The sequence below is a fragment of the Donghicola sp. genome (assembly GCF_025210255.1).
GTDB classification, from domain to species: domain Bacteria; phylum Pseudomonadota; class Alphaproteobacteria; order Rhodobacterales; family Rhodobacteraceae; genus Donghicola; species Donghicola eburneus.
Map to the genome: position 1 here is coordinate 13,037 of NZ_JAOARZ010000021.1, position 23,705 is coordinate 36,741.

Sequence of the window (23,705 nt, forward strand, 5' to 3'; positions counted from 1 at the left end):
ATTTGTATAGTTGTATAGATAACTTCAGAGTCTGTCTAATGTCAAACCTCGATCCTGCCCAAGCGGCCCGCCAAAGCCGCATGAGCCTCTTGGCCAAGTCCGAGCCCAGCCGTTTGGCGGCACTCTTTTCTGCGCTGGCTGATGTGCCCGCACACACATGGCTCCGCACGCCCGAGGTTGGCGCTGTCATGGTGCGCGGCCGCATGGGCGGCACTGGCGCGCCCTTTAACCTTGGGGAAATGTCGGTGACCCGCTGCGCCTTGACCCTGCCCACGGGCGAGGTCGGTCATGCCTATGTCCAAGGCCGCAACAAGGACCACGCGACACGCGCCGCACTGGTGGATGCGCTGATGCAAACCGCCCGCTCAGACGAGGTGCAGGCCAACGTTCTAGACCCACTGACCGAAGAGGCCGCGACCGCCAAAACCGCTCGCGCTGCCAAAGCCGCCGCCACAAAGGTCGAGTTTTTCACCATGGTTCGCGGAGAGGATTGATGACCCAAGACACCCTGACCGGAGGCTTCACCGAAGCGCCCCAGCAATCCGCCAGAGCGTTTCGCAGCCTGATGAACGCCCTCGCCCGCCCCGGCACCATCGAAGAGATCACTGGCGGCACGGGCCCAGCGCCCCTGTCCGCCGCAGCCGCGACCACCTTGCTCACTCTGTGCGATGGAGAAACACCAATCCATTTGGCGGGCGGCCACGACACCGATGCGATCCGTCAGTGGATCGCCTTTCACATTGGCGCGCCCATCTGCGCCCGTGATCAGGCGATGTTCGCTGTCGGCACGTGGGGCTCTCTGACCCCGATCACCGATTTCCCCATTGGCACGCCGGAATACCCCGACCGGTCGACCACCTTGATCGTGGAAATGGATGCACTGTCTAACACAGGCGCGACACTCACTGGCCCCGGCATTCAGACAACCGCACAGCTGTCCCTGCCCGAAATCGCCGTGTTCCAGCAGAACCGAATGCTCTTTCCCATGGGCGTGGATTGCTACTTTACCGCAGGCACCCGTATCGCGGCCCTACCGCGCTCGACCAAAGTGGAGGCGCACTGATGTATGTGGCCGTAAAGGGTGGCGAACGCGCCATCGACAATGCACATGACTGGCTGGCCGAGGAACGGCGCGGTCCGACCGACGTTCCTGAACTGTCGGTGGACCAGATCAAAAGCCAGATGACGCTCGCCGTAAACCGCGTGATGGCCGAAGGCTCGCTCTATGATCCCGACCTCGCCGCGCTCGCGATCAAACAGGCGCGCGGCGATCTGATCGAGGCGATCTTTCTGATCCGAGCCTACCGCACCACCCTGCCGCGCCTTGGCCACTCGCGGCCCGTTGAAACGGACAAAATGGCCTGTGACAGACGCATCTCCGCCACGTTCAAGGACGCGCCTGGCGGGCAGGTTCTTGGCCCGACCTTCGACTACACCCACCGCCTCTTGGACTTCAAACTCGCTGCCGATGGCGAAACGCCAGAAGCCGCGAGCGCTGACCCGCTACAGGGCGACATGCCCCGCATCACGGAATTCCTGAAACGCGACGGGCTGATCCAGACCGAAGCGCCTAGCGATGAAACCCCGCGCGACATGACCCGCGAGCCGATGGAATACCCCGCCGGTCGCCCTCTGAGGCTGCAAGCCCTGACACGTGGCGACGAGGGCTTTGTCCTTGGCATGGCCTATTCGACCCAGCGCGGCTACGGGCGCAACCACCCCTTTGTGGGCGAATTGCGCATCGGTAAAGTTGCTGTCGAAATGGACATCCCCGAACTTGGCTTTGCGGTCGAGATCGGCGAAATCACCCTGACGGAATGCGAAACCGTCAACCAGTTCCACGGCTCCAAAACCGAACCGCCGCAGTTCACCCGCGGTTATGGCCTTGTCTTTGGCCAGACAGAGCGCAAAGCGATTTCCATGGCACTCGTCGACCGCGCCCTGCGGTGGGAGGAGCTTGGTGAAGACAACCTTGGTGCCCCCGCGCAGGACGAAGAATTCGTCCTCAGCCACGCGGACAACATTCAGGCCACAGGTTTCCTCGAACACATCAAGCTGCCGCATTACGTGGACTTCCAGTCCGAATTGGAACTGGTCCGCAAAATCCGCAGCGAAGCGCAGGCCAGCACCCTGAAGGAGGCGGCAGAATGAGCGACCCAGCCTATAACTTTGCCTATCTGGACGAACAGACGAAACGCATGATCCGCCGCGCGATTCTAAAGGGTATCGCGATCCCCGGATATCAGGTGCCCTTTGCAAGCCGCGAAATGCCCATGCCCTATGGCTGGGGCACAGGCGGGGTGCAAGTCTCGGCCGCGTGTCTGGTGCCCGAGGACACGATGAAAGTGATCGACCAAGGCGCGGATGACACCACGAACGCTGTCTCGATCCGCAAATTCTTTGAAAACACCGCAGGCGTGGCAACCACGGAAAAGACCCGCGAAGCGACCGTCATCCAGACCCGCCACCGCATCCCCGAAGAGCCTCTGACCGAGGATCAGATCCTTGTTTATCAGGTGCCGATCCCCGAGCCACTGCGGTTTCTGGAGCCTCGTGAGACCGAGACCCGCAAGATGCACGCGCTAGAAGAATATGGCCTGATGCACGTTAAGCTTTACGAAGACATCGCGCAGCACGGCAACATCGCCACAGCCTATGCTTATCCGGTGCAAGTCGAGGGCCGCTATGTCATGGACCCCTCGCCCATCCCGAAATTTGACAATCCAAAGCTCGAAATGGCCGCGATCCAACTGTACGGCGCAGGCCGCGAACAGCGCATCTATGCGATCCCGCCCTACAGTCAGGTCGTCTCGCTAGATTTCGAAGACTACCCCTTCGAAGCGTCCAAGGCCAATTACCCCTGCGATCTTTGCGGGGCCGAGCACACCTATCTGGACGAGGTGATCATCGACGACGCGGGTGGGCGGATGTTCGTTTGCTCTGACACTGATTACTGTGGCGAGCGGCAGGCCGAGGGCCACCGAGGCCGCCTGTCCCCCGAACTGGAGGCTGCCCAATGACCCCGCTTTTGTCCGTCCAGAACGTGGCGAAATACTACGGCGCGCGCGTCGGCTGCGAGGGCGTGAATTTCGACCTCTATCCCGGTGAAGTCATGGGGATCGTGGGCGAATCCGGCTCTGGCAAGTCCACTCTTTTAAACTGTCTGGCGGGGCACTTGGCCCCCGACGCGGGCAAGGTCCTGTTCGACACCCGCGCAAACGGGATGCAGGACACGGTCACCATGTCCGAACCCGAGCGCCGTATGCTAGGGCGCACCGATTGGGCCTTTGTTCACCAGAACGCCCGCGACGGTCTACGTATGTCGGTCTCGGCAGGCGGTAACGTGGGTGAGCGGCTGATGGCCGTGGGTGCACGGAACTACGGCGACATCCGCGAACAAGCCATCGATTGGCTGGGAAGGGTCGAGATCGCCGCCGACCGCATCGACGACCGCCCGCGCCAGTTCTCGGGCGGGATGCAGCAGCGTTTGCAGATCGCGCGCAACTTGGTCACTGGTCCGCGACTGGTGTTCATGGACGAACCGACAGGTGGCCTTGATGTCTCTGTCCAAGCGCGTCTGCTGGACCTGCTTCGCGGTTTGGTGCGCGAAATGGGCCTGTCCGCGATCATCGTGACCCATGATCTCGCGGTTGTGCGCCTGCTGGCCGACCGACTCATGGTGATGAAATCCGGTCAGGTGGTCGAAACCGGCCTGACCGACCAAGTGCTGGACGATCCACAGCACGCCTACACCCAGCTTCTGGTCTCTTCGGTTCTACAGGTGTGACATGATCTGCGTTGAAAACCTTTCCAAGACGTTCACTCTGCACAACCAAGGCAGCGCCGTCATCCGCGTGATGGAGAACGCAAACTTCACCGTTGCGGCTGGCGAGTGCGTGGCCCTAGTCGGCAATTCAGGAGCGGGCAAGTCTACTCTGATGCGCATGATCTACGGCAACTATCTGGCCGCAAGCGGGCGCATCATGGTAGGCGATTTAGACGTCGCCATCGCCGAGCCGCGCGAGATTCTGGACCTGCGCCGGAACACGTTGGGATATGTCAGTCAGTTTCTGAGGGTGGTGCCCCGCGTGGCCACACTTGATGTGGTCGCCGAACCCTTGCGTGCGGTCGGCGTGGATGAGGACGCCGCTTATGCCCGCGCCCGTCACTTGCTGAGCCGCCTGAATATCCCGGAAAACCTATGGTGGCTGTCGCCGACGACCTTTTCCGGCGGCGAGCAGCAGCGCGTCAACATCGCGCGCGGCTTCGCCCACAACTACCCGGCGTTGCTTTTGGATGAACCGACAGCATCACTCGACGCGACAAATCGCGAAACGGTTCTTTCCCTGATCGAAGAAGCCAAGACAGGGGGCGCCGCGATCGTCGGTATTTTTCACGACGCGCCCGCGCGTGACCGTGTCGCCGACCGTGAGATCGACGTTTCAACCTTTACCCCGAAGTGGGCCGTGTAATGGCGGGGCGGCTGTTTGCCATCGTGGGGCCTTCGGGCGCAGGTAAAGACACTTTGATTGAGGCAGTTCGCGCCCGCTGCCCAGATCTGGTGGTGACCAAGCGAGTGATAACGCGCCCCTCGACCGCAGGCGGCGAAGACTTCGAGGGCGTCACCCAAGAGGAATTCGACAATCGCCTGCGCGCAGGTGCCTTTGTTATTCATTGGGTGGCCCACGGATTATCCTATGGCATTCCGGCATCCATAAAAAACGATTTGGCGGCGGGACGTACGGTGATTTTTAACGGCTCTCGGGCAGCGCTCGCCAATGCGCATTCCCAATTTCCAGAGCTACAGGTCATCCTAATTACCGCCGAACCAGAAGTGCTGGCAGAACGCCTGACGGCCCGTGGCCGCGAAACCAAAGAGGACATCCTAAGTCGCCTGCACCGCGCAGATCTTTCCGTGCCGAATTGCTTGCCCGTGCACCGGATCGAGAACAATAGCGCCCTTGAGGATGCCGTTCATCAGCTTGTTACGCTCATTGGCCAAGAGGCATCCACCTGCCCCACATCGGGGAATCTGTTATGAGGACCAACATGACCGACACTATTTTTACGAATGCCCGCATCGTTCTGGACGACGAGGTCATTACCGGCTCCGTTACCCTGCGCGACGGACGCATTCACGGGGTCGATCAAGGATCCTCTAGGATTTCAGGCGCTATCGACTGCGCCGGCGATTTGTTGATCCCTGGACTGATAGAGTTGCATACCGACAATCTGGAACGGCACATGGAGCCCCGTCCCAAGGTCGACTGGCCTCACGCCGCTGCTATTTTGGCTCACGATGGCGAGTTGGCATCTGTCGGTATTACAACGGTATTTGATGCAATGCGTGTGGGTTCAATTCTATCCGGCAAGAGCCGCTACAACGAATACGCACGCAAGGTGACCACAGAACTTATGGAGTTGCGCAGCTCTGGCGCACTTAGGATCAGTCACTTTCTGCATTTGCGAGCCGAAGTCTGCTCTGAAACACTCGAGGCCGAGATGGCGCTCTTTGGTCCTAAAGACCGTGTCGGCCTAGTTTCGCTCATGGACCACACACCTGGCCAGCGCCAGTTTCGTGACCTTTCCAAGCTGCAAGATTACGTTCAAAAAAAGCACGCGATGACAGACGCCGATTTTGACGAACACGTCGCCCATTTGCGGAGTTTGCGCGCCGATTTTGGTGACCACCACGAGGCTGTGGCTGTCGCCGAAGCCAAGCGATATGGCGCGGTCCTAGCTTCGCATGATGACACGACAACAGATCATGTCGCCGTGTCTGCTGGCTATGGCGTCAGGGTCGCCGAGTTCCCCACCACGGTCGAAGCCGCAACTGCCTGCCACGAACGTAACATTGCTGTGATGATGGGAGCACCTAACCTAATCCGGGGCGGCTCTCACTCAGGCAACGTGGCCGCGCAAGAGTTGGCCGAGAAAGACCTGCTGGATATTGTGTCCTCGGACTACGTGCCCTCGGCGCTGATGACCTCGGCCTTCTTGCTTTCGCAATTATGGGGCGATCTACCACGTGCAATTGCCACAGTCACCAAGACGCCTGCACAGTCTGTTGGCCTAACGGATCGTGGACGGATTGCAGAAGGCCTGCATGGCGATATTGTTCGAATTCACGTGCTCGATGACACGCCAGTAATACGCGGAGTCTGGAGTCATGGTCGACAAGTCGGCTAGCAATAGCAGCTTGCGGGGGGTGTCTTAACGCCCAATTCAGGCCCGCTGACCGGGCCATCCGGTCAGCGCTCTTCTCACCGTATTCAGCGACGGTCTTGACGCCAATCACCTACACCATCGGCGGCTAAGCCGATCATCTCCCGCAATAAATCTGCATCATTGCTCTTTTCCACAAGCGCAGAGGTCCATCATGGGCTAGTTCATTGAGTGTCGTCCTTGGTTTAGGTGAGTGTTGAACCCCGACCCTACCAAGAAACCCGATGACCACCTGAGCGACACGACTTCTGTGGACGTCACCGTTACCGGCGGCCTGGGTGGCATCTCCCAATCAAAATTGGTGCGTCTCTGAGTGGTTTATTGGTCGAAACGTAAATCGATCAAATGGGGGTAATGATCGGTTGGCCATTCTCCTAAGAATTGCTGCCTAATCACAGTTGGTTGGCTCGCTGTCTGTACATCGCCGATCCAACCTATATGGTCGATCGCGCCGAAAAGGTTGAGGCCTCGGTTAAAGTGATAGGTTGCGCCTTCGACTGGGGCAAACGTGACGCCCTCGGCCTCTAAAATCTGGAGCGTCGTGTCGCCGAGACGCGCATTCAAATCCCCCATAACGAGGATCGTTTCCCCGGCTGCAACCCAAGGCCTGATGCGTTCGGCCACAAGTGCGACTGACTGTAGCCTGTTGCTGCGACTGGAAAAATCAGTGTGGATGTTCACGGCGCGAAACTCAGCGCCTGCTTCGCGATCCTCAAATGCGGCCCACGTCGCGTAGGCCGGATAAGACCCATTGAAGGTCCGCGAATACAGTGTTTCGGGCGTGTCAGAGAAGAAGAACCAGCCTTGATCGGTCATGCGGAGCCGGTCCCTGCGATAGAGAAAAGGCTGGGTATTGGGAAAAATCGCGGGGTCGCCAGAGGCTGCGGCAGTAGCCTTCGGATTGTTGGCGAGCAGGTAATCCAGCGTCAGATTTCCTTGGGTTTCCTCAGGACCAGAATGGCTCTCCATTTCTTGAAAGGCCACCAAGTCAGCTGCAATATATTTGAACGCCTCGTCCAAAGGTGCTTTGCGCCGGTGCCAGTCTGCGAGCGACCATGGCCCTGTCTCGCGCCGTACCGAGATGTAGTGGACGTTGTAAGTGGCTACGCGCAGAGCTTTTTCATCCTCGGGTGGCAGGGGGTCTGTGCCCGAGTTGCGGTAAATCTGGGAACAGGCGAGCAATGCAAGCAAGGCCAGGAAGCCTGCAAGGGCTTTGGATACTAGTTTGACGTAGGCCACCGAATTCCCTCCTTAACGGGCCAATGGGACTCTTTGGACTACTCTAAAGGACTTCCAACTCGCTGAACTGATAAAAGGAGGCTCCACCGATCATTTTAACGGAGTGATTTGCGGCTTTTGTTTTTGAACATCAGTTCCGCTATCGGGTTCTGCCCATGTAACGCGAAGATTGACGGAACACTGCCCATTCTCGCGTGCTGCCTTAATACGTAGATTGACGAGATTGCCAGTTTGCAAAACCAGTTCATTCTCTTCATCTGACAGCGTCATCTCACCCTTCGCAAAGCCCTTCGAAAGAGCGTTCAATAGGGTTTTCACGGTCTTTGCATCCTGAAGTGACTCGTGGATAAAGCGCGCGTCGCTTTCGGCCATAGGGGCTCCTGCTTTCAATTCATCCGCTCGGGCGCGAAATGTTTGGCCCATGGGTAATCCCTACTAAGACCGATCACATCTCCTGTTGGAAAGATCAAGGTGGCACCGGTTCCGATCCCATCTAGCCCCTCTAAAGCGCGCGATGTGCGGTCCAAGGTGATGTCACCTTCCAGATGCAACAGACCCTTTTTGGCACAGAGGCGTTGGCCTTCGTGGTTATTGACATGTCCTTGAACAACCATGTGCAGACCCGCTTGATGTAATGCTCGCACACCGTGATCCGTGAGTGCACAATCGGTTCCACGGTATTTCGTGCGCACGAGATTAGCGAGGGGACCAAAATAGAAACCCAAGGTCGCGGCGTCCGCCCCTGCGCGGTATTCCGCATTCACGGCTTCGATCCCGTTGGCGGCCAGTGCATCACACATGGTGTCGCACAAGCCCGCATGAACAAAGAGCAACGAACCGCTTCGCGCCACAACATCCATGCGCTGGTAGAACCACCCGTAATGACTGTCAGGTTCGAAAAAGATCTGGTGGCACTTGCGAAGCGAGACCAGAAGTTCGCGGTACGACAAACCAATCCTCAGCCTGTCAGTGTCGAATTTCGCTAGTTTCTCTTCTAGCTTGTGAACCTCTTTGCGAATGGCCTTCTGAGGCAGCTCTGCACGGGCAGCTTGGGAAAACCGCTCGGACCAGTTCTCGCGGGGCAAAAGCCGAGCTCGACACGTGGCTTCATCGGGGACCTTTGCCAGATCTTCGTCGGTAACAAAACGCCCCAAAACCTCTTGCAAAGCTGGCAGGATTTTGCGGCCCATGCGGACGAAAAGATGTTCATTCAGTACGGTGCGCTCTCCTTGGACAGAACCGATGGCCATGCGCATGCGTAGATCATGGTTCCCGGCAAGGATCTGGACGTGAGCACCCGCATCAATCACATCAGCGATCGCGTCCAAGAGCGCCAGATTACTCGGGCCCTTGTCCAGACTATCACCGCCCAAAATGATGCGTGCCTGCTGGCCGAAGGGGGTGAGCGAAATCCCATCCCGATCGCGACGGATGACACCTGCGGCGATCAGGGAACGCAAGAACCCCTCAGCATCTGCATGGGGGTCAGAGACAAAAACAATGGGTCGATCGGGCCAGTGCCATCCCCCGTGCATACGAGCATTTGCCAAGCATGATGCAATTTGTTCTGAACTGGCCTCAGGCCAAGGTCCGAGCGTACGAGGCAGATCCCCGAGGCACGCATCCGGATCGACGATTGGCGGCAAAGAAAATCGATGGCCCAACGCCGTGCTAAGTTCAGTCATCCCTGCCCCTCCGCGTCTTATCTTTGACCTGACGTTCGGAAAAGCGGGATCAATCCTTTGGTTCGTCCTTCGGGGAACGGACCTTCCACGCGCCGGCCAAGTGACACCATGTACCATCGCTTTGATGACAGATGAGTGACGGTTGGGCGTGAAACATGGAATATGCTGCAATATTTTCTTGGTTCAGAATACCTAGATGGTAGCAAGCGTGACGATAGGATGCGCCATGCCCAACGAACACTGTCACCTGGCCTGGCTCTGCGGTTTGGGAAATGTATGTGGCCACGCGTGCCCCGGATTGCATCAGGCTTTCTGCCCCTTCGAGCGGCAAACAAAAGTCGCTGTCAGACTTCCAACCTACGGGTGGCGCATCATATCGAGGATCATTGCGCAGGGCGTCCTCAACCTCAGCGACCGTCAGGTTTGCAGCGCTGCCGAGGCTACGCTCACCCAACGCCGAAGTTTCATGGATGCTATCAACCCGCAGGTTCGACTTCTGAAGTTCATCCGCCAGAACATGCGCGGTCTGCCACGCGCGCAGTTGCCGCGAGCTATGGAGCTTTGGCGACAGGTTCAGACCGAACTTGCCAATCATTTCCTGTAGCAGAGCTGCGCCTGCTTGAGCTTGAGCAATCCCCCGATCGGTCAATGCCCAAGGCTGCCGTGCCGAAGGGACACCCTTGCGCTGATGGTAGTCGCCGTGGCGCAGAAATGCGACGTAGCGCGGTTCAGCCATCGAAGAGTTCTCGCCCTGCTAACGCGATCCTGTCAAAGTCGATCTTGCCCGAGACTTCGCAGACCCGCACACCCTTCAGCGCTTGTAGATAGGAGGCAGGATCGGGTGTATTGCCGTTCGGTTCGAAGCTGCCATCAGTCTTCTGGTAGAAAGGGCCAGGGCTTTTCATAATCGCTTGCAGCAGGTCCGGCCGAGAGACGAGATCGACTTCGCTGATCTGTGTGTCCTGTTCTGCCGAGTGGCTCCAGTTAAGAACCCAGAAATCAGTCATCAAGCCATCGAAGCGTACCCGCCCTGCTCCGTACACGTCTCTGATCACCAGATCATGTTTTTCTTCGAGCGCCCACAAATCGGCAGGCGCCATGGCCTTCAACTCGGCGGTCCGGGCTTCTGTCAACAGGCCTGCCAGGCGCGGATTACCTAGGATCGTGCCCGGATTGATACGTGGCTGCTTCGGTATCCCAAGGGCCTTAGCAGGCGCACCCCCTTTAATCAAAACGCGGTCGTTGCTGAGGAAAGACAGCCCGTCGGTGTCCATCAACCGTAGGATAGATGTCGACTTCCCCCCGCCTGATAGGCCCGAGATTGCCAGCGTCCGTTTCCCATTCGTGACTGCGGCGGCATGCGCCAGCTGCCAGCCTTCGCGCAACGCAATGTTCAGAGCCTGCGTGTTGATGAAGTTGATAACGGTGCTCTCGTTTTGCTCTAGCGGGCCAAAGGCCACTGCGTGATCGAACGACTGATAAAAGGTCACGCCGCTGCGCACTTTGTGGATTAGACGCGCGCCGTCCAGATCGCAAACCGCATCCTTGCGACCCACCTTGCCTCCATCGCGCCGCCAATCAGTCCACGCAGGCTCTGGCGTCAGTTTCTGGTCAGGCAAAAGGTGCACCGTGATCGCGCCTGCCTCATCGGCCAAAGCGTCGTCGAAATAGGCCATCAAGCGATCGCACAAAGGCTGCGGACACAAAACCTTGACCCCAATCCCGCCGACCTTGAGCGCGAACCCTTCGTCTCCGGCCGCCGAGAGATCAAGCTGCGCCAGCACATCCCCAGCGCTCAGTTGGGCAGTCGTCATGCAGATACCTCGGAGATCACGTGCTCGGCCACCAAAGCCGCCGCATCGACCCCACATCCTTTCAACGCGCCGGAATAGCCTCCGAAAGCCGAGACTTCAAAGACAATCGGCCCCGTCGGCGTCAACGCAATATCAACAGTGGTGAAAGTCAACCCAAAGGGCTGTTGCGCACGGCGGCCCAATTCGATGAGCTCTGGCGAAGGCTCGTATGGTGCATATTTGCCCCCAGAACGGATCGTCGTGTTCCAGCTGTCATTCTGACTGACGCGCGCATAAGTGCACAGGTACGAGCCGTTCAGAAAAACCATGCCGAGATCGTGTCCGGACAAATCCGCCTTGGCCTGAATGTACATCATAGGATTAGCGGCTTTGAACGTTGCGATTTGCGCCTCGGCATCGGGGGCGTCGGCATCCAGCAACACCATCCCTCGGGCCTTTGTCGAGAAGAGCGGCTTGAACACGGCAGACCCATAGCGGTTCAACGCTGCACTGGCTTCCTCGACGTTTTCGGTGATCGTCGTCGGCGGCATCGGCAGCCCCGCATTCGACAGGGTCACTGTGCAGGCCAAGCGATCCATCAAGCGGATAACGCGTTCCGCAGGACTGAAGACGCGAACCCCTCGCGCCTCGGCCACGCGGAGCATTTCCAGCCGGTCCAGCGCATCGGGGCTGTATGTCTCAGCTGCCTTTTTCAAAACCAGACCATCAAGTTCACACAGATCAAGCTCGCCGCACATGAGTGCGCGCGTCTGCAAATCAAGGTGAACGTCCGCCATGTCGATCACATTCCGATAGCCGGTACGCTCAGCGAAAGCATCGGCCAACGCCTCGGTCGACCATTTTCCCGGCGTGCCGATCACGCCTATGCGTTTAGTCATTGAAGAGTTCCCTTATGGGCAGTTTGAAACGCGCCTCGCGCCCCTCGGGCACGGCCAGCGCAGTCTCGAGGATATAGCGGGCGCGCAGCAGCATCCGTCGCGCATGGTTCTGATCGACGACAAAGCGGGTTGAGCTGGCGAACGACCGCGCCAACCCCAAGGCAAGCCGATAGTCGTAGGTCGCATCTTTCCGCCGGCGCGCGAATTTCGAAGCCATTTGGTGCATCTCGGTCGCAACGCCGGCGATGCGCTGGCGCGTTGATTGGTCCAGCACCTGCAGCCGGTAGTTGGACACCATGAAAACTGAAACATCCTGCACATAGTCCATGTAGCGCGAGCGATGTAGGTCGATGAAACGGATCTTGGCGCTGACAGGATCATAGATCACGTTGTCCAGATTGAAGTCACCGTGGATGTAGACCGAGAAAGGCGCGGATAGCCGCTCCTCGCGACTTGCCGCTTGGGCGATCAGTTCATCAAAGCAATGTACGACGCAGCCATTCACATTCTGCGCGGCTCGCGCGAACCAAGGGTGCAGGCGATAGACGTCTTTCATCCGCTTTGATAGTTGATCCATCGCTTGCATAGCTGCGGGTTCGGGGCTGGCTGTCTGCCTCCAAATGTCCCTGACAGTGCGATGCAAAGCCGTTTGCGCTTCGGCCAAGGCAGCATCACTGCCACCAAGAACAATGTCCTCGAATGTCTCGCCATCAAGGTGTTCGATTAGCAAGGCCGCCGATTTCCCGTTTTTCTCGTAGGATAGAATCTCAGGGGCAAGGCCGGGATAAACCGAGTTCCAGCTTTTCACACCAACCCGCTCTTCCTTGACCTTGCGTTTGTCGCCATCCTTGAACACCGCAGAGATGGTATCCCCGCTCGGGCCTCGCATTCTGACGCTCGAAATCGCAGAGCCGGAACGCGTTTCGGCTAGGGGTGTCAATGCCACCTCTTTGCCATCAGACACCGAGGACAGGATGCTGCGCAAAGTGAAGTATTTCTCAAATCGCACCGACTGCCCGATGTTGATGGACAGGATCGCTTCAGAGATGGCCTGCAGAGCCTCTCCGATCCGCGTGATCTCGTTCAAGGTCAGCAGAGCGAAGGCTAGATCCTGCGTGTGTTTCGACCCTTCCATTTCGCGCGTGTAGGTTTCGAAAAGGCTTGAGTGGAATTTTTCGATGGACTGCCTTTCTTTGCCAATCGTGACCGCAAGTTTGCTATCTCTATCCGCCAGTGCTGACTGAATCCGCCCCAGCGTTTTGCGCACACGGCCAAGTGGCGCCACGTACTCCATAGCACGTAGCACCCTCTTTCTCTCGACCTTCTCGGCTTGATCCACCGCGCGGCGACCCAGACGCGCGATCAGGTCCAAATTCCGTGCAATCGTATCAATGCCTTGCAGATGAAGATCCGTTCGATTGTTCTGCTTTTCTCGGATCATAGCGGCCAGACACGCTTTGCTCACACGAGAGGACAGGTTCCCCGAATAGCCTGCCCGCTGCATCAGTTGGGCAGCCAATTCGGACTGCGGGTCCTTGAAATAGGTCAACAGTTTTTGCAGTTGGCCATCCATCTCCGCGATTAGCAGGGACAAGTTTTCCGCAATCGGATCGAGCTGGGGCACCGTTGGGTTTCCTGAAAGTCTAGTCGGTGGGTCTAGCGCGCCGCACTGAAGCCGCAGGCGCGCATTCGGGTTAGCTTACAGATCAAATTCTGCAGTTCTGTGAAGGTATGCCCCCGGTTAAAGACTCTTTTTATGCCGGAGGCTGATCCGCCACCGCCAGAGCGCTGTTCTTGTAGCGCTTGTCTTCGGTCACGTCGGCGCCAAACCAGCCAGGCGCTTTAAATGCGTTGGCTTCCTCGACTGAGGCAAACTCAACCTCGACCAACTGCAACCCCGCCAAGTGGCCCTCGAAAAGATCAAGCTCGACCGCCGCGCCATCTGGCAATGTGCCGGTATAGCGGGTCTTTTCCAAACGGCGCCCTGCTGTCGCGGGCCAGAGTGTTTCAAACTGCGTTGGTTCTATCGCAGCTTCGTATTCTGACCTCGCAAGAGTGCCTTTGGATTTGACGGTGATGTAGTAGCCCTCCCCCTTTTGGCGGACCCGCACCTCGACGCTATCCTCGCCAGATGTGATGTACCCTTGTCGGACGACTTCGGCTTTGAAATCATCCAGAGCGGGGCATTCTGAGACAAGGAACTTCTTCTCGATTTCCATGGGCGCGCTCATGCTTTGTTCAACCTTTCCATCACTTCGTCATGCAACTGGCGATAAGCCACCGAAACCGCACTTCGGGGCGCTGTCGCTACCACAGGGGCACGATGCACCCCCATCCGCTCGACATCCGAGGCAAAGGCGATCTGCGTTTTGAGGAAACGTTTCTTATGCTCCTTGCGCATTTCTTCCATGGTCTGACCATGCAGCGACTTCACCCCTTGGGACATCGAGAAGAATGCGTGTAGCTTTTTCGGCGGTAGGGCGTTCTCGCGGAAGAACTCCTCGAGTTGCTGGAATGTCCGCTGGGACAAAGTGGTCGGAATAACAGGCACGACGATCCCGTCCGCCGCGCTGAATACGTTTTCGGACAGGGTCGAGATATTCGGCGGGCAGTCTAAGAGGATGACGTCGTAGTCGCTCTTGACCGATTTCAGTGCCTTTTTTAGGCGTGAACGACTGTTCTTCATCCGGCTGAGGAACACGTCGAAGTCGCGGAAGGTCATATTCGCGGGCAGAATATCCAGGTTGTCGTAGTCGCTGCCACGGATAGACTTGGTGAACCGTTCGACATCGTCAAAAAACTTGGTCTCGGTCAGTTTCTTGGACGGTTTCACACGGAAATAGAAACTTGACGCTCCCTGCGGGTCTAGATCGCACAGTAAGGTCCGGCGCCCTGCATCCGCCAGTGCATAAGCTAGGTTCACGGCGGTTGCGGTTTTACCGACGCCGCCCTTGTTTGAATAGCACGCAATGATTTTCATGGTTACCCCTTCCCGCCGTGGAACAGATCTCGGAATGTTGCCTGTGTTGCCGGACTATTGAATGCCGCAAAACTCTCGACAACCTTTTGCCGCTCTGCGAGCTGTCGCTGGTGTAGCACCGCGATCAGGGCACCGACGCTCTGCGCCAATTGCATATTGGCCACGTGATCGTCGGCCTTCAGCCCGCTGAGGAAATCCTTCAGGCTCTCTTGCTGCACAGAATAGTCGTTGAATAGCCCTAGATTGTCTTGCAGCTTTTTCAGTGGCTTGATCAAAGACTTGAACTCGTTTTTCGGGAATGCGGGTTGAAAGAATTCCATCAAGTAGCGCAGCTTCTTGCACTGGATGCGCAGTTCGTGAACCTCTTCATCTTCGGTCCGATCATCAATCCCCGCAGCGATCTTGCAGATCTTGCGATAACGCTTCCAGATCAAGGCAGAGGCGAAATCATGAGCAGGTTCTTCCGCCGCGGGGCCCGCATGCAACTTCTTGGGTGTGTCAAACAGGTGGATCAGTTTTGTGATCTCTGTCTCGTAGCCCTTACTCTTCAAGTGCTTTGACAGCTTCTGCAGCTCATTCTCGCGCTCGGTTGAGAATATCTCTGACATGCGATCCAGACCGCCGAGCAGGGTTTCTGGCAGCAGATCGTAGAAGAAGTCGCGCTCGAGCAGGTACACATCCAAATCGCGCAGCCGCCCCGTGGGTGCCATCAGATCGGAAAACCGCTGCTTCAGTTTCTCGGTTTGCTTGTCGGAATACACGCCTTTGAAAAGGCTAATCACCGACCGGATTTTGCGCAGCGCAATCCGATAGTCATGCAAATACTCGACATCAATGTCGTCAATAACGCCCTGCTCGTTCCTGCGCGCCACAGGAAGATAAGCACCGATGATCGCATTCGCTGTTTCGAACGCAGTTGCATCCTCGGCCAGATCGAGTTTCGGCTTGGCGACATAGGGCTGATGGTCGGGGAAAAGAGCCTTCAGCGGATGTGCCTGTGTCAGAGGAAGCGCGCCCGCCAAGGTTAGATCATTTTGCAACTGTTCAAAGGCTTTGTCGTAGCCCCGCAGGCTCTGCAACTGAGCAATCGCAACCCCTTGCCCTACCTCTGTAGCTAGCACATGAAACTTTGCGCGGGCCTGCGTCTTTTCCTCGTCGTCAACCAAAGCGAGCTGCGCCGAGGACAAACGTCCCTGCCCCAATGGCACGAGGCTCCGGAGTGCAGGCACACAGCCAAGGGCGTCTTTGACCAGACCCGAAGGAAGGTCCGCCACAAACCGCGCCGGAGCGCCGACACCAGACTGCCCAAGCATTGCGCCATCAGCAGTCCAGAGGATCAGTTCAGCGCCCGCTTGGAGCAGGCACATGCCGCGTTGGCGAAGGTCTTCGTCAAACGTGTCCAGAAGAGCAAAAGCTGAGTCGTCTTCGTTGCGGGTCAGTTGCGCGGTCAACTTGCCAGACGGAGCGCCTGAAAAAGCGTCAAGCGCCGAGGCCGAAGCCAAGTACGTAGGAACGGGTGGAAATGTCATGTTTTCAAGATTTCTTGAGGTAATCTTCGACGAGCGTTTCGATGATCTTCTGAACGCTCGTATCGTCTTCGATCGCGCGCAGTTTCAACGCCTTGAGAGTTTTGCTGTCCAGTCGGAGCGAGGTATTCTTCTTCTTGGCTTTGTCATCTTTGTTTGACGACTTTTTATCTTTCGACATAGGCAGTCCATTTTGACGTAATGACGTCATTATTTCACTTTCATGAAGTATTTTCAACCACATGGAAAAATTTATTTGAAATTCGCCTGAAACGGGCTTGTCATACGGACAGAAAGAACAGAAAGCAGTTGTCCCTCAATTTTACCAAGTAGGTAGATGTTATGGAAAAATGCCTGTTTGTCGCCGAGACAGATGACAGCAACGCAGTCAGCCACGTGTGGTTTCACAGCAAAAACAGCTTGCCCCGCCCCGTTCAGCCTTGCGACGTGACCCCCGACCACCTCTCAAACGCCGAGTTCTCTGGCGCGCCTGCTGAGTCGATTTCGGCTTGGCTCGAACGCTTCGCAAGCGATCTTTAAAAGACTGCCAGCAACGCACATCCCTTTAGGCATGCTGCACCACCAGCGACTTCTCTTCCTATGCCGCTGGTGTTCCACCCAGTATGGCGGCAAAGACAGTGGCTATGCGATTGCAATCTGAGACACACTGTCAGCCAGTTGGCATCCATCAGATTTACCCTCTGACATAAAACCTTCTTTTTACTGTCACTTAGTATTTGCCGATTGGTGATTTCTGCACACGCATGCAGAAAAGCAAACACCCGATCCAGATCAGTTCCCTGACCCGAGCATTTGGCGAGAACTATGCGCTGCAAGATGTCTGCGTGACGTTGAAGCAAGGTGAGTTTTCGGTTCTGCTTGGCCCGTCCGGCTGCGGGAAATCGACCCTACTACGGTTGATTGCAGGACTGGATCAGCAGACGAGCGGCACCATTCAGATCGACGGCAAGGATGTTGGGAACGCCTCGCCCAACGACCGGAATGTGTCGATGGTGTTCCAATCCTATGCTCTGTTTCCGCACCTGAATGTGGCGGAGAACATCCTGTTCGGCCTGAGGGTCCGCAAAACCCCCAAAGCCGAACGGACCCAGCGCCTGACCCACGTGGCTGAGATGATGGGGCTGAGCGCGCTGTTAGACCGCAAACCGGCGCAACTGTCGGGCGGGCAGCAGCAGCGCGTGGCCTTAGCCCGCGCGGTGATCAGCGAACGGTCGATCTGCCTGATGGACGAGCCGCTGTCGAACCTTGACGCTAAGCTGCGGACCGAGATGCGGATGGAACTGCGAGCGTTGCAGCAGCAGCTGGGTCTGACGGTCGTGTATGTGACCCATGATCAGGTCGAAGCGATGACCATGGCGGACCAGATCATTGTCATGAACCAAGGCCGGATCGAGCAAGCCGGCACGCCCCACGACATCTACACCCGCCCCGCCACGACCTTTACCGCAGGCTTTATAGGCACGCCCCCGATGGCGCTATTCGACCCTGCAGATCTGGCGGGCGGCCCCCTGTCTGATGTACCCCAACCACACCTAATTGGTTTGCGGGCCGAGGATATGCGCGTTGCCCCGACCGGCCCCACCGCGCGGATTTCCGGCATCGAATACCTTGGCGCGGATCGTTTGATCAGCGCCACCGTAGGCCAGACACATTTTACAATGCGGATGCCAGCCTCTGCCCCAGTGCCCCCGCATGAGTTCTCTCTTGGTTGGTCGCCAGAGGCTATCAGCGTGTTCGCTGCCAATGGCCAGCGCTTGACCCAGTACGATTTTCCCACCCCGTCCCTAGCTCAAAAGGACACGACACATGAAACTGCGTAACGTCTTCTTCGCAAGTTCGGCAATTGCTGCGCTGGCGAGCGCTGCTTCGGCAACCGACCTGGAATTCTACTTCCCCGTGGCCGTTGGCGGCGCCGCGGCAGACACCATTCAGGCCCTGACCGAAGAGTACATGGCCAACAACGCGGACGTGAACATCAACGCGATTTACACTGGCTCCTACGCGGACACCACGACCAAGGCAATCACCGCCGTCCGTGGCGGCAACGCGCCCCAGCTGATCATCTCGCTCTCGACTGACATGTTCACCTTTATTGACGAAGACATGATTGTTGCGTGGGACGATTTCGTCACCGAAGAAGAGCAGAACGAATGGATCGGCGGCTTCTACCCCGCGTTCATGGCAAACAGCCAGACCGAAGGCAAAACATGGGGCATCCCCTTCCAGCGTTCGACCCCCGTTCTGTACTGGAACAAAGAAGCGTTCGCAGCTGCTGGCCTGAACCCCGAAGAAGGCCCGAGTAACTGGGCTGAAATGGTCGAAATGGGCAAAGCCCTGACCGTCAAGGACGACGCAGGCAACGTCACCCAGTGGGGCGTGCATATCCCGTCGTCGGGTTTCCCTTCGTGGCTCTGGACTGGCATCGTTGCTGGCAACGGCGGCGGCACTCTGGCTGACGACACCGGAACCGAAGTCAGCTTCAACTCTGACGCCGCTGTTGGCGCGCTGGAGGCTCTGGTCAATCTGTCCGCAACCGACGAAGTCATGGCCCCCGGCATTCTGGATTGGGGCGGCACCCCCAAGGCGTTCTTCGACGGTCAAGCCGCGATGATCTGGACCACCACCGGCAACCTGACCAACGTCCGCACCAACGCGCCCTTTGACTTTGGCGTGGGCTTCCTGCCGGGCCTGCAGCAGAACGGCGCTCCTACCGGAGGCGGCAACTTCTACCTGCTGAAGGGGTCGAGCGACGAGGAACTGCAAGCCGCTGCGGACTTTGTCAAATGGGTCACCGCGCCCGAGCAAGCCGCCAAGTGGACCATCGCAACCGGCTACGTTGCGCCTCGCCCCGACGTCTGGGACACCGACACCATGGAGGCCTACACTGCCGACTTCCCACAGGCTCTGGTTGCCCGTGACCAGCTGGAATACGCCGTGCAAGAGCTGTCGACGTTCGAAGGTCCCAAGGTCACCCAACTGCTTAACTCGGCACTGGAATCGGCGATCACTGGTCAGACCGAACCGCAGGCTGCTTTGGACGGCGCGCAAGCCGCTGCCGAAGCTATCCTGAAGCCCTATTACTAAGTCTCTATTGGGGCCTTCGATTGCGGGGGCCCCATTGTTTTTTCGGGGATGCACATGATCAAACGCGAATGGCTCTACGCTTGGGCGCTGCTTTTGCCGGCGTTTGTATTCCTGATCACCTTCACCCATCTGCCCGCAGTTCAGACGCTGGTGAACAGCTTCTGGACCACGCCCAAAGGTCGCCGCGCCTCGGTGTTTGCCGGCCTTGGCAACTATGAGCAGATGTTGAGCGATCCGGTGTTCATCAAGGCGATGGTGAATTCGGCAATCTATGCGGCGATCACGATCCCAACCTCAATCGTTCTGGCGCTGTCCATGGCCCTACTGGTGCACCGCTCGTTCCGAGGTGTCGGGCTGATGCGCATGTCTTTCTTCACGCCGACGGTCCTGCCCTTGATCGCTGTCGCCAATATCTGGCTATTCTTTTACGCGCCGGGCTTTGGCCTGATCGACCAGATCCGCCTGTTTTTGGGCCTGCCCTCGGCCAATTACGCGGGCCAGCCGGACACGGCCCTGTTTTCCGTGGCCCTTGTGACCATCTGGAAAGAGGCCGGTTTCTTCATGATCTTCTTCCTTGCGGCCTTGCAAACCGTCCCCCAAACCTTGCGCGAAGCCGCCGCGATTGAGGGATGCTCGCGTTGGACCTTCTTTAGGCGCGTAACCCTGCCACTCATCATGCCCACGACCCTGTTTGTGTCGGTGAACGCAGTGATCAATGCCTTCCGCCTTGTGGACCATGTATTCGTGATGACCAAAGGCGGGCCGGATAACGCTTCAATGCTGCTCCTTTATTACATCTACGAGACCGGCTTTCGGTTCTGGGACACGGCCTATGCGGCGGCGCTGACGGTGGTGCTGATCGCAATCCTCGGGGTCGTGGGGATCGGGCAGTTTTTCCTCGCCGACAAGCGGGTACATTATAAATGATTCATGACACGCCCCTTGACCGCATCTTGATCCGCAGCGCGGGCACCCTGCTGGCGCTTCTCTGGATCGTACCCCTGGCATATGCCGTTTGGGCCGCGATCCACCCGCCCGCGTTCGAGGCACGCTTTGACTTGACCGCCCCATTGACGCTGGCCAACTTTACCAGCGCGTGGGACCAAGCACCGTTTGCCCGCTATTTCCTGAACACCATCCTCTTGGTCGCGATTATCCTCAGCACCCAACTGGTCCTGTGCACACTGGCGGCCTTTGCGTTTGCGCGGCTGGAATTTCCCGGAAAATCGATCTTTTTTGCCCTGATCCTGATGCAGCTTCTGGTGATGCCCGATATCCTGCTGGTCGAGAATTACCGGACCATGCGCAGCCTCGGGCTGGTCGATACCATCCTTGCCATCGGCCTGCCCTATTTTGCCTCGGGATTTGCGATCTTCCTGCTGCGCCAGACTTTTATGACGATCCCCAAGGAACTGGACGAAGCCGCGAGGATCGAGGGCTGCTCTCTCCTCGGTCTTCTTTGGCGCGTCTATGTCCCCTTGGGCAAGCCCGCGATGCTGGCCTTTGGCCTCGTGTCGGTCAGCCATCACTGGAACAACTTCCTCTGGCCGCTGATCATCACCAATTCCGTCGAAACAAGGCCACTGACCGTCGGTTTGTCGGTATTTGCCACCACCGATAGCGGCACATCTTGGGCGGTAATCAACGCCGCAACGCTCATGACCTCTGCCCCGCTTTTGCTGGGTTTCTTCCTCTTCCAACGCCAGTTCGTGCAGAGCTTTATGCGCGCTGGCATCAAATAAAGGACCACTTTTTTGGCTCTTTCAACCATTGGCGCAGCTGTTGAATTCGACAGCTACCTAACCATCAAAAACTGGCTCTGTGAGTCCGACCGCCCTATCGAAATTCAGGATTTCGTCATGCCGGACGTGATCGCGGGCGATTGCGGCGACCTGATCGGCCAGTACCAAGCCGCGCTCGACGGCCACAACGGCCTGCGCGGTATCCATGGCCCTTTCTTTGGCCTCGAGCTGTCCAACCCCGACCGTGCCATCCGCGCTATCATTCAGGACCGGTTCCTGAAGGGGCTGGAGATCGCCGAAGCCTTAGGCGGCAGCCATATGGTCATTCACAGCCCGTTCACCATGTGGCACGTCCTGAACCGCCGCAACTACCCCAAGGTCGAATCGCAGATGATGGAGGCCGCCGCCGACTGTCTGGCCCCCGTTCTGACCCGCGCTGCAGATATCGGCTGCACCCTGATGCTTGAAAATATCGAGGACACCGACCCCGCCACCCGCGTGGATCTGATCCGTCAAATCGACCATCCGAATTTGAAGATTTCTATCGACACTGGCCACGCGGATTTAGCGCACAACAACTATAACGCCCCGTCTGTGACCGACTTCATCGCGGCGGCGAGTGGCCACCTGGGGCACGTTCATCTTCAAGACGTCGATGGTTACGCCGACCGCCACTGGCACCCCGGCGAAGGCCGCATCAACTGGGTTCCCGTTCTGAATGGATTGGATGCGCTAGAAGAAGCACCACGCTTGATTGTCGAAGTCCGTGACCGTCTGAAACTACTACCGAAAACAGTAGCTTGGTTGGACACGCTCATTTAAGAACTGAGCGCCTTACAACGGAGGGAACGGCTTTGAGAAAGTGCCCCTCCCGCGCGGCATACTCCTGCAAGTACCAAAAAACCATTTCGCCATGAAATGCGTCCTACGCATTCTTCGGTTTTCTCACCACTTCTGCAGAAAGGCGGGCGGTGGCGTGAGTGATCCTTTCCGTTTCAATCTCACACCACGCGGAAGTCCTCGGAGAAGCCGAAGGCGCTGTATTGGTCGATGAGTGCGACAAAGATATGGATTTCGGGGGTTTGGCGGTCGGGGTCTCTCGCGGCGATGCGCTCGCAGAAAGACCTAAGGCAGGGCTTCCTGGCCTTGGCGCCGCTCCGGTATTCAGTCGGCCGCTTGCAGTTGGTTATGGCGCAGTTGCGCGTGGGATTTCGTTACGTGCCTTGGAGGCCGTGCAATCCTCCTTCCACGGTCGACGATTCTTCCGGAACTGGATAATCGCGATGACCCCCTTCACTATTGAGTGAACGTCAGAACTGTATCGCTGCATAAGATACGAATGGTTGTCTCCCCGCACCGCCCTCATGCGGAGTGTGCCAGGCCATTTCCTCGCCCAACCCAATCAGTAAGGACCCGGGATTGTGCAGATGGGCGCTGTAGTCGGACGAGTTCACCGTTCCCTAGCGAGCGCATGCGTTGTCTCAGGCTATCCATCTAACCATATGGATTCGCGCTGTTAATCCTTGGCAGGCTGAGTCTTGTAGCAACACACTGAGCCTACCAAGAGCAGACCGCTGGCCAAAGACTTATCTCGTCGTTGGTAATGTTGAAAAAGACAGGACAGCGATCTTCAGGTGATGCAGCATTAGGATGACGCGAGCACCAAGCTGCTTTGGAACCCAAGGCCCTCTATCCCGAGCGTGACCCTTTCTCCGCCGCGTAGGTACCGAGGCGGTTTCTGGCCCATTCCGACTCCGGGCGGTGTTCCAGTGGAGATCACATCACCTGACTGCAAGCTCATGAATTGGCTACAATAGCTAATAAGGTGCGGAACCTTGAAAATCAGCGTGCTTGTGCTGCCATCTTGCATTCGCTTTCCGTCCACATCGAGCCACATATCGAGCGCATTGACATCGTCGATCTCGTCAGGTGTCACCAGCCAAGGGCCGGTCGGACCAAAGGTGTCGCAGCCTTTGCCTTTGTCCCAAGTGCCAGAGCGGTTGAGCTGAAAATCGCGTTCAGAGACATCATTAATCACGCAGAACCCTGCGACATGGTCCATCGCCTCAGACTCGGATATGTAAGATCCGGGCTTGCCGATCACGACGCCTAACTCGACTTCCCAGTCTGTTTTAACGCTATTGCGTGGGATTTGGATATCGTCGTTCGGACCACAAACGGCGGAGGTCCATTTGTTAAAAATAATTGGTTCTTCCGGTACCGGTTGCCCGGCTTCTGCCGCGTGGTCGGCGTAGTTCAGGCCGATGCAGATGAATTTTCCGATTTGACCGACGCAGGCTCCTAAGCGGAGGGTTTCTTGAGGTGCCCCATCCACACGTTGCAGAGTGTCGGGATCGATGGTGCGCAGACGCTCCATGCCTTCGGGCGTCAAAGCTTGCCCTGCAATGTCTGGAATGATGGCGGACAGGTCTCGTACAAATCCTTCGGAGTCCAATAGTCCAGGTTTTTCCGCCCCGTGCGGTCCATAACGCAAGAGTTTCATGTCATCTC

Annotated in this window: 26 protein-coding genes and 1 pseudogene; 14 read left to right on the forward strand and 13 right to left on the reverse strand. The window is 57.5% G+C overall.

Going from position 1 to position 23,705, the window contains the following annotated elements; genetic code table 11:
• Positions 1 to 38 precede the first annotated feature (38 nt).
• Genes phnG through N4A58_RS07020 form a run of 8 tightly spaced genes read left to right on the forward strand, consistent with a single transcriptional unit; the run spans position 39 to position 6,189 of the window.
• Positions 39 to 494, forward strand: a complete 456-nt coding sequence (gene phnG / locus N4A58_RS06985; RefSeq protein WP_293708520.1) for a phosphonate C-P lyase system protein PhnG — start codon at positions 39 to 41, stop codon at positions 492 to 494.
• The gene (gene phnH / locus N4A58_RS06990) at positions 494 to 1,063 is read left to right on the forward strand and encodes a phosphonate C-P lyase system protein PhnH (RefSeq protein WP_293708521.1); all 570 of its coding nucleotides are present in this window, start codon (positions 494 to 496) and stop codon (positions 1,061 to 1,063) included. The genes phnG and phnH overlap by 1 nt, the downstream gene beginning before the upstream one ends.
• Positions 1,063 to 2,151 carry a carbon-phosphorus lyase complex subunit PhnI gene (locus N4A58_RS06995; protein WP_293708522.1) on the forward strand — a complete coding sequence of 363 codons (1,089 nt, stop codon included), beginning with the start codon at positions 1,063 to 1,065 and terminating at the stop codon, positions 2,149 to 2,151. The genes phnH and N4A58_RS06995 overlap by 1 nt, the downstream gene beginning before the upstream one ends.
• Positions 2,148 to 3,020, forward strand: coding sequence for an alpha-D-ribose 1-methylphosphonate 5-phosphate C-P-lyase PhnJ (locus N4A58_RS07000; RefSeq protein WP_293708523.1), 873 nt, complete (start codon positions 2,148 to 2,150; stop codon positions 3,018 to 3,020). The genes N4A58_RS06995 and N4A58_RS07000 overlap by 4 nt, the downstream gene beginning before the upstream one ends.
• Positions 3,017 to 3,787 carry a phosphonate C-P lyase system protein PhnK gene (gene phnK, locus N4A58_RS07005; RefSeq protein ID WP_293708524.1) on the forward strand — a complete coding sequence of 257 codons (771 nt, stop codon included), beginning with the start codon at positions 3,017 to 3,019 and terminating at the stop codon, positions 3,785 to 3,787. Before N4A58_RS07000 ends, phnK begins: the two co-directional genes overlap by 4 nt.
• 1 nt (position 3,788) lies before the next feature.
• A complete protein-coding gene (gene phnL / locus N4A58_RS07010; RefSeq protein WP_293708525.1) occupies positions 3,789 to 4,472 on the forward strand; it encodes a phosphonate C-P lyase system protein PhnL in 684 nt (227 codons plus the stop codon).
• Positions 4,472 to 5,041, forward strand: a complete 570-nt coding sequence (gene phnN / locus N4A58_RS07015; protein WP_293708526.1) for a phosphonate metabolism protein/1,5-bisphosphokinase (PRPP-forming) PhnN — start codon at positions 4,472 to 4,474, stop codon at positions 5,039 to 5,041. Before phnL ends, phnN begins: the two co-directional genes overlap by 1 nt.
• An 8-nt stretch (positions 5,042 to 5,049) precedes the next feature.
• The gene (locus N4A58_RS07020) at positions 5,050 to 6,189 is read left to right on the forward strand and encodes an alpha-D-ribose 1-methylphosphonate 5-triphosphate diphosphatase (protein ID WP_293708527.1); all 1,140 of its coding nucleotides are present in this window, start codon (positions 5,050 to 5,052) and stop codon (positions 6,187 to 6,189) included.
• A 49-nt stretch (positions 6,190 to 6,238) separates the two neighbouring features.
• Here N4A58_RS07020 and N4A58_RS07025 read toward each other — a convergent pair.
• The 12 genes and pseudogenes from N4A58_RS07025 to N4A58_RS07080 all read right to left on the reverse strand — a co-directional run.
• Positions 6,239 to 6,381: pseudogene (locus tag N4A58_RS07025) on the reverse strand (IS256 family transposase); the annotation flags it as partial.
• Between the two features lie 162 nt (positions 6,382 to 6,543).
• The gene (locus N4A58_RS07030) at positions 6,544 to 7,464 is read right to left on the reverse strand and encodes an endonuclease/exonuclease/phosphatase family protein (RefSeq protein WP_293708528.1); all 921 of its coding nucleotides are present in this window, start codon (positions 7,462 to 7,464) and stop codon (positions 6,544 to 6,546) included.
• Positions 7,465 to 7,554: 90 nt separating this feature from the next.
• Positions 7,555 to 7,836, reverse strand: a complete 282-nt coding sequence (locus N4A58_RS07035) for an amphi-Trp domain-containing protein (protein WP_293708529.1) — start codon at positions 7,834 to 7,836, stop codon at positions 7,555 to 7,557.
• A 14-nt stretch (positions 7,837 to 7,850) separates the two neighbouring features.
• Positions 7,851 to 8,924, reverse strand: a complete 1,074-nt coding sequence (locus N4A58_RS07040) for a metallophosphoesterase (protein ID WP_293708530.1) — start codon at positions 8,922 to 8,924, stop codon at positions 7,851 to 7,853.
• Positions 8,925 to 9,198: 274 nt separating this feature from the next.
• Positions 9,199 to 9,885, reverse strand: a complete 687-nt coding sequence (locus N4A58_RS07045; protein ID WP_293708531.1) for a histidine phosphatase family protein — start codon at positions 9,883 to 9,885, stop codon at positions 9,199 to 9,201.
• Positions 9,878 to 10,963 carry an HprK-related kinase B gene (locus tag N4A58_RS07050; RefSeq protein ID WP_293708532.1) on the reverse strand — a complete coding sequence of 362 codons (1,086 nt, stop codon included), beginning with the start codon at positions 10,961 to 10,963 and terminating at the stop codon, positions 9,878 to 9,880. The genes N4A58_RS07045 and N4A58_RS07050 overlap by 8 nt, the downstream gene beginning before the upstream one ends.
• Positions 10,960 to 11,841 (reverse strand): GAK system ATP-grasp enzyme, encoded by an 882-nt coding sequence (locus N4A58_RS07055; protein WP_293708533.1) that lies wholly within the window; start codon positions 11,839 to 11,841, stop codon positions 10,960 to 10,962. The genes N4A58_RS07050 and N4A58_RS07055 overlap by 4 nt, the downstream gene beginning before the upstream one ends.
• On the reverse strand, positions 11,834 to 13,465 hold the full coding sequence (locus tag N4A58_RS07060; protein ID WP_293708534.1) for a phosphotransferase: 1,632 nt from the start codon (positions 13,463 to 13,465) through the stop codon (positions 11,834 to 11,836). The genes N4A58_RS07055 and N4A58_RS07060 overlap by 8 nt, the downstream gene beginning before the upstream one ends.
• Before the next feature lie 130 nt (positions 13,466 to 13,595).
• Positions 13,596 to 14,072 (reverse strand): CYTH domain-containing protein, encoded by a 477-nt coding sequence (locus N4A58_RS07065; protein ID WP_293708535.1) that lies wholly within the window; start codon positions 14,070 to 14,072, stop codon positions 13,596 to 13,598.
• Positions 14,069 to 14,821 (reverse strand): AAA family ATPase, encoded by a 753-nt coding sequence (locus N4A58_RS07070; RefSeq protein WP_293708536.1) that lies wholly within the window; start codon positions 14,819 to 14,821, stop codon positions 14,069 to 14,071. Before N4A58_RS07070 ends, N4A58_RS07065 begins: the two co-directional genes overlap by 4 nt.
• A gap of 2 nt (positions 14,822 to 14,823) precedes the next feature.
• Positions 14,824 to 16,350: a CHAD domain-containing protein gene (locus N4A58_RS07075; protein WP_293708537.1), complete on the reverse strand. Its 1,527-nt coding sequence runs from the start codon at positions 16,348 to 16,350 to the stop codon at positions 14,824 to 14,826.
• Positions 16,351 to 16,354: 4 nt separating this feature from the next.
• The gene (locus N4A58_RS07080; protein ID WP_293708538.1) at positions 16,355 to 16,528 is read right to left on the reverse strand and encodes a ribbon-helix-helix protein, CopG family; all 174 of its coding nucleotides are present in this window, start codon (positions 16,526 to 16,528) and stop codon (positions 16,355 to 16,357) included.
• A 161-nt stretch (positions 16,529 to 16,689) separates the two neighbouring features.
• Between N4A58_RS07080 and N4A58_RS07085 the strand changes: the two genes are divergently transcribed.
• From N4A58_RS07085 to N4A58_RS07110, 6 genes are all read left to right on the forward strand, one after another.
• A complete protein-coding gene (locus N4A58_RS07085) occupies positions 16,690 to 16,887 on the forward strand; it encodes a hypothetical protein (RefSeq protein WP_293708539.1) in 198 nt (65 codons plus the stop codon).
• A 224-nt stretch (positions 16,888 to 17,111) separates the two neighbouring features.
• Positions 17,112 to 18,188: an ABC transporter ATP-binding protein gene (locus tag N4A58_RS07090; protein WP_293708540.1), complete on the forward strand. Its 1,077-nt coding sequence runs from the start codon at positions 17,112 to 17,114 to the stop codon at positions 18,186 to 18,188.
• Positions 18,175 to 19,452, forward strand: a complete 1,278-nt coding sequence (locus N4A58_RS07095) for an ABC transporter substrate-binding protein (protein WP_293708541.1) — start codon at positions 18,175 to 18,177, stop codon at positions 19,450 to 19,452. The genes N4A58_RS07090 and N4A58_RS07095 overlap by 14 nt, the downstream gene beginning before the upstream one ends.
• A gap of 54 nt (positions 19,453 to 19,506) precedes the next feature.
• Positions 19,507 to 20,379, forward strand: a complete 873-nt coding sequence (locus tag N4A58_RS07100) for a carbohydrate ABC transporter permease (protein ID WP_293708542.1) — start codon at positions 19,507 to 19,509, stop codon at positions 20,377 to 20,379.
• Positions 20,376 to 21,194 (forward strand): carbohydrate ABC transporter permease, encoded by an 819-nt coding sequence (locus tag N4A58_RS07105; RefSeq protein ID WP_293708543.1) that lies wholly within the window; start codon positions 20,376 to 20,378, stop codon positions 21,192 to 21,194. Before N4A58_RS07100 ends, N4A58_RS07105 begins: the two co-directional genes overlap by 4 nt.
• Before the next feature lie 12 nt (positions 21,195 to 21,206).
• Entirely contained in the window at positions 21,207 to 22,016 is an 810-nt protein-coding gene (locus tag N4A58_RS07110; protein WP_293708544.1) for a sugar phosphate isomerase/epimerase, read from the forward strand.
• 823 nt (positions 22,017 to 22,839) lie between these two features.
• On the opposite strand, the gene N4A58_RS07115 is transcribed toward N4A58_RS07110, so the two are convergent.
• Positions 22,840 to 23,697 (reverse strand): fumarylacetoacetate hydrolase family protein, encoded by an 858-nt coding sequence (locus N4A58_RS07115; protein WP_293708545.1) that lies wholly within the window; start codon positions 23,695 to 23,697, stop codon positions 22,840 to 22,842.
• Positions 23,698 to 23,705 lie beyond the last annotated feature (8 nt).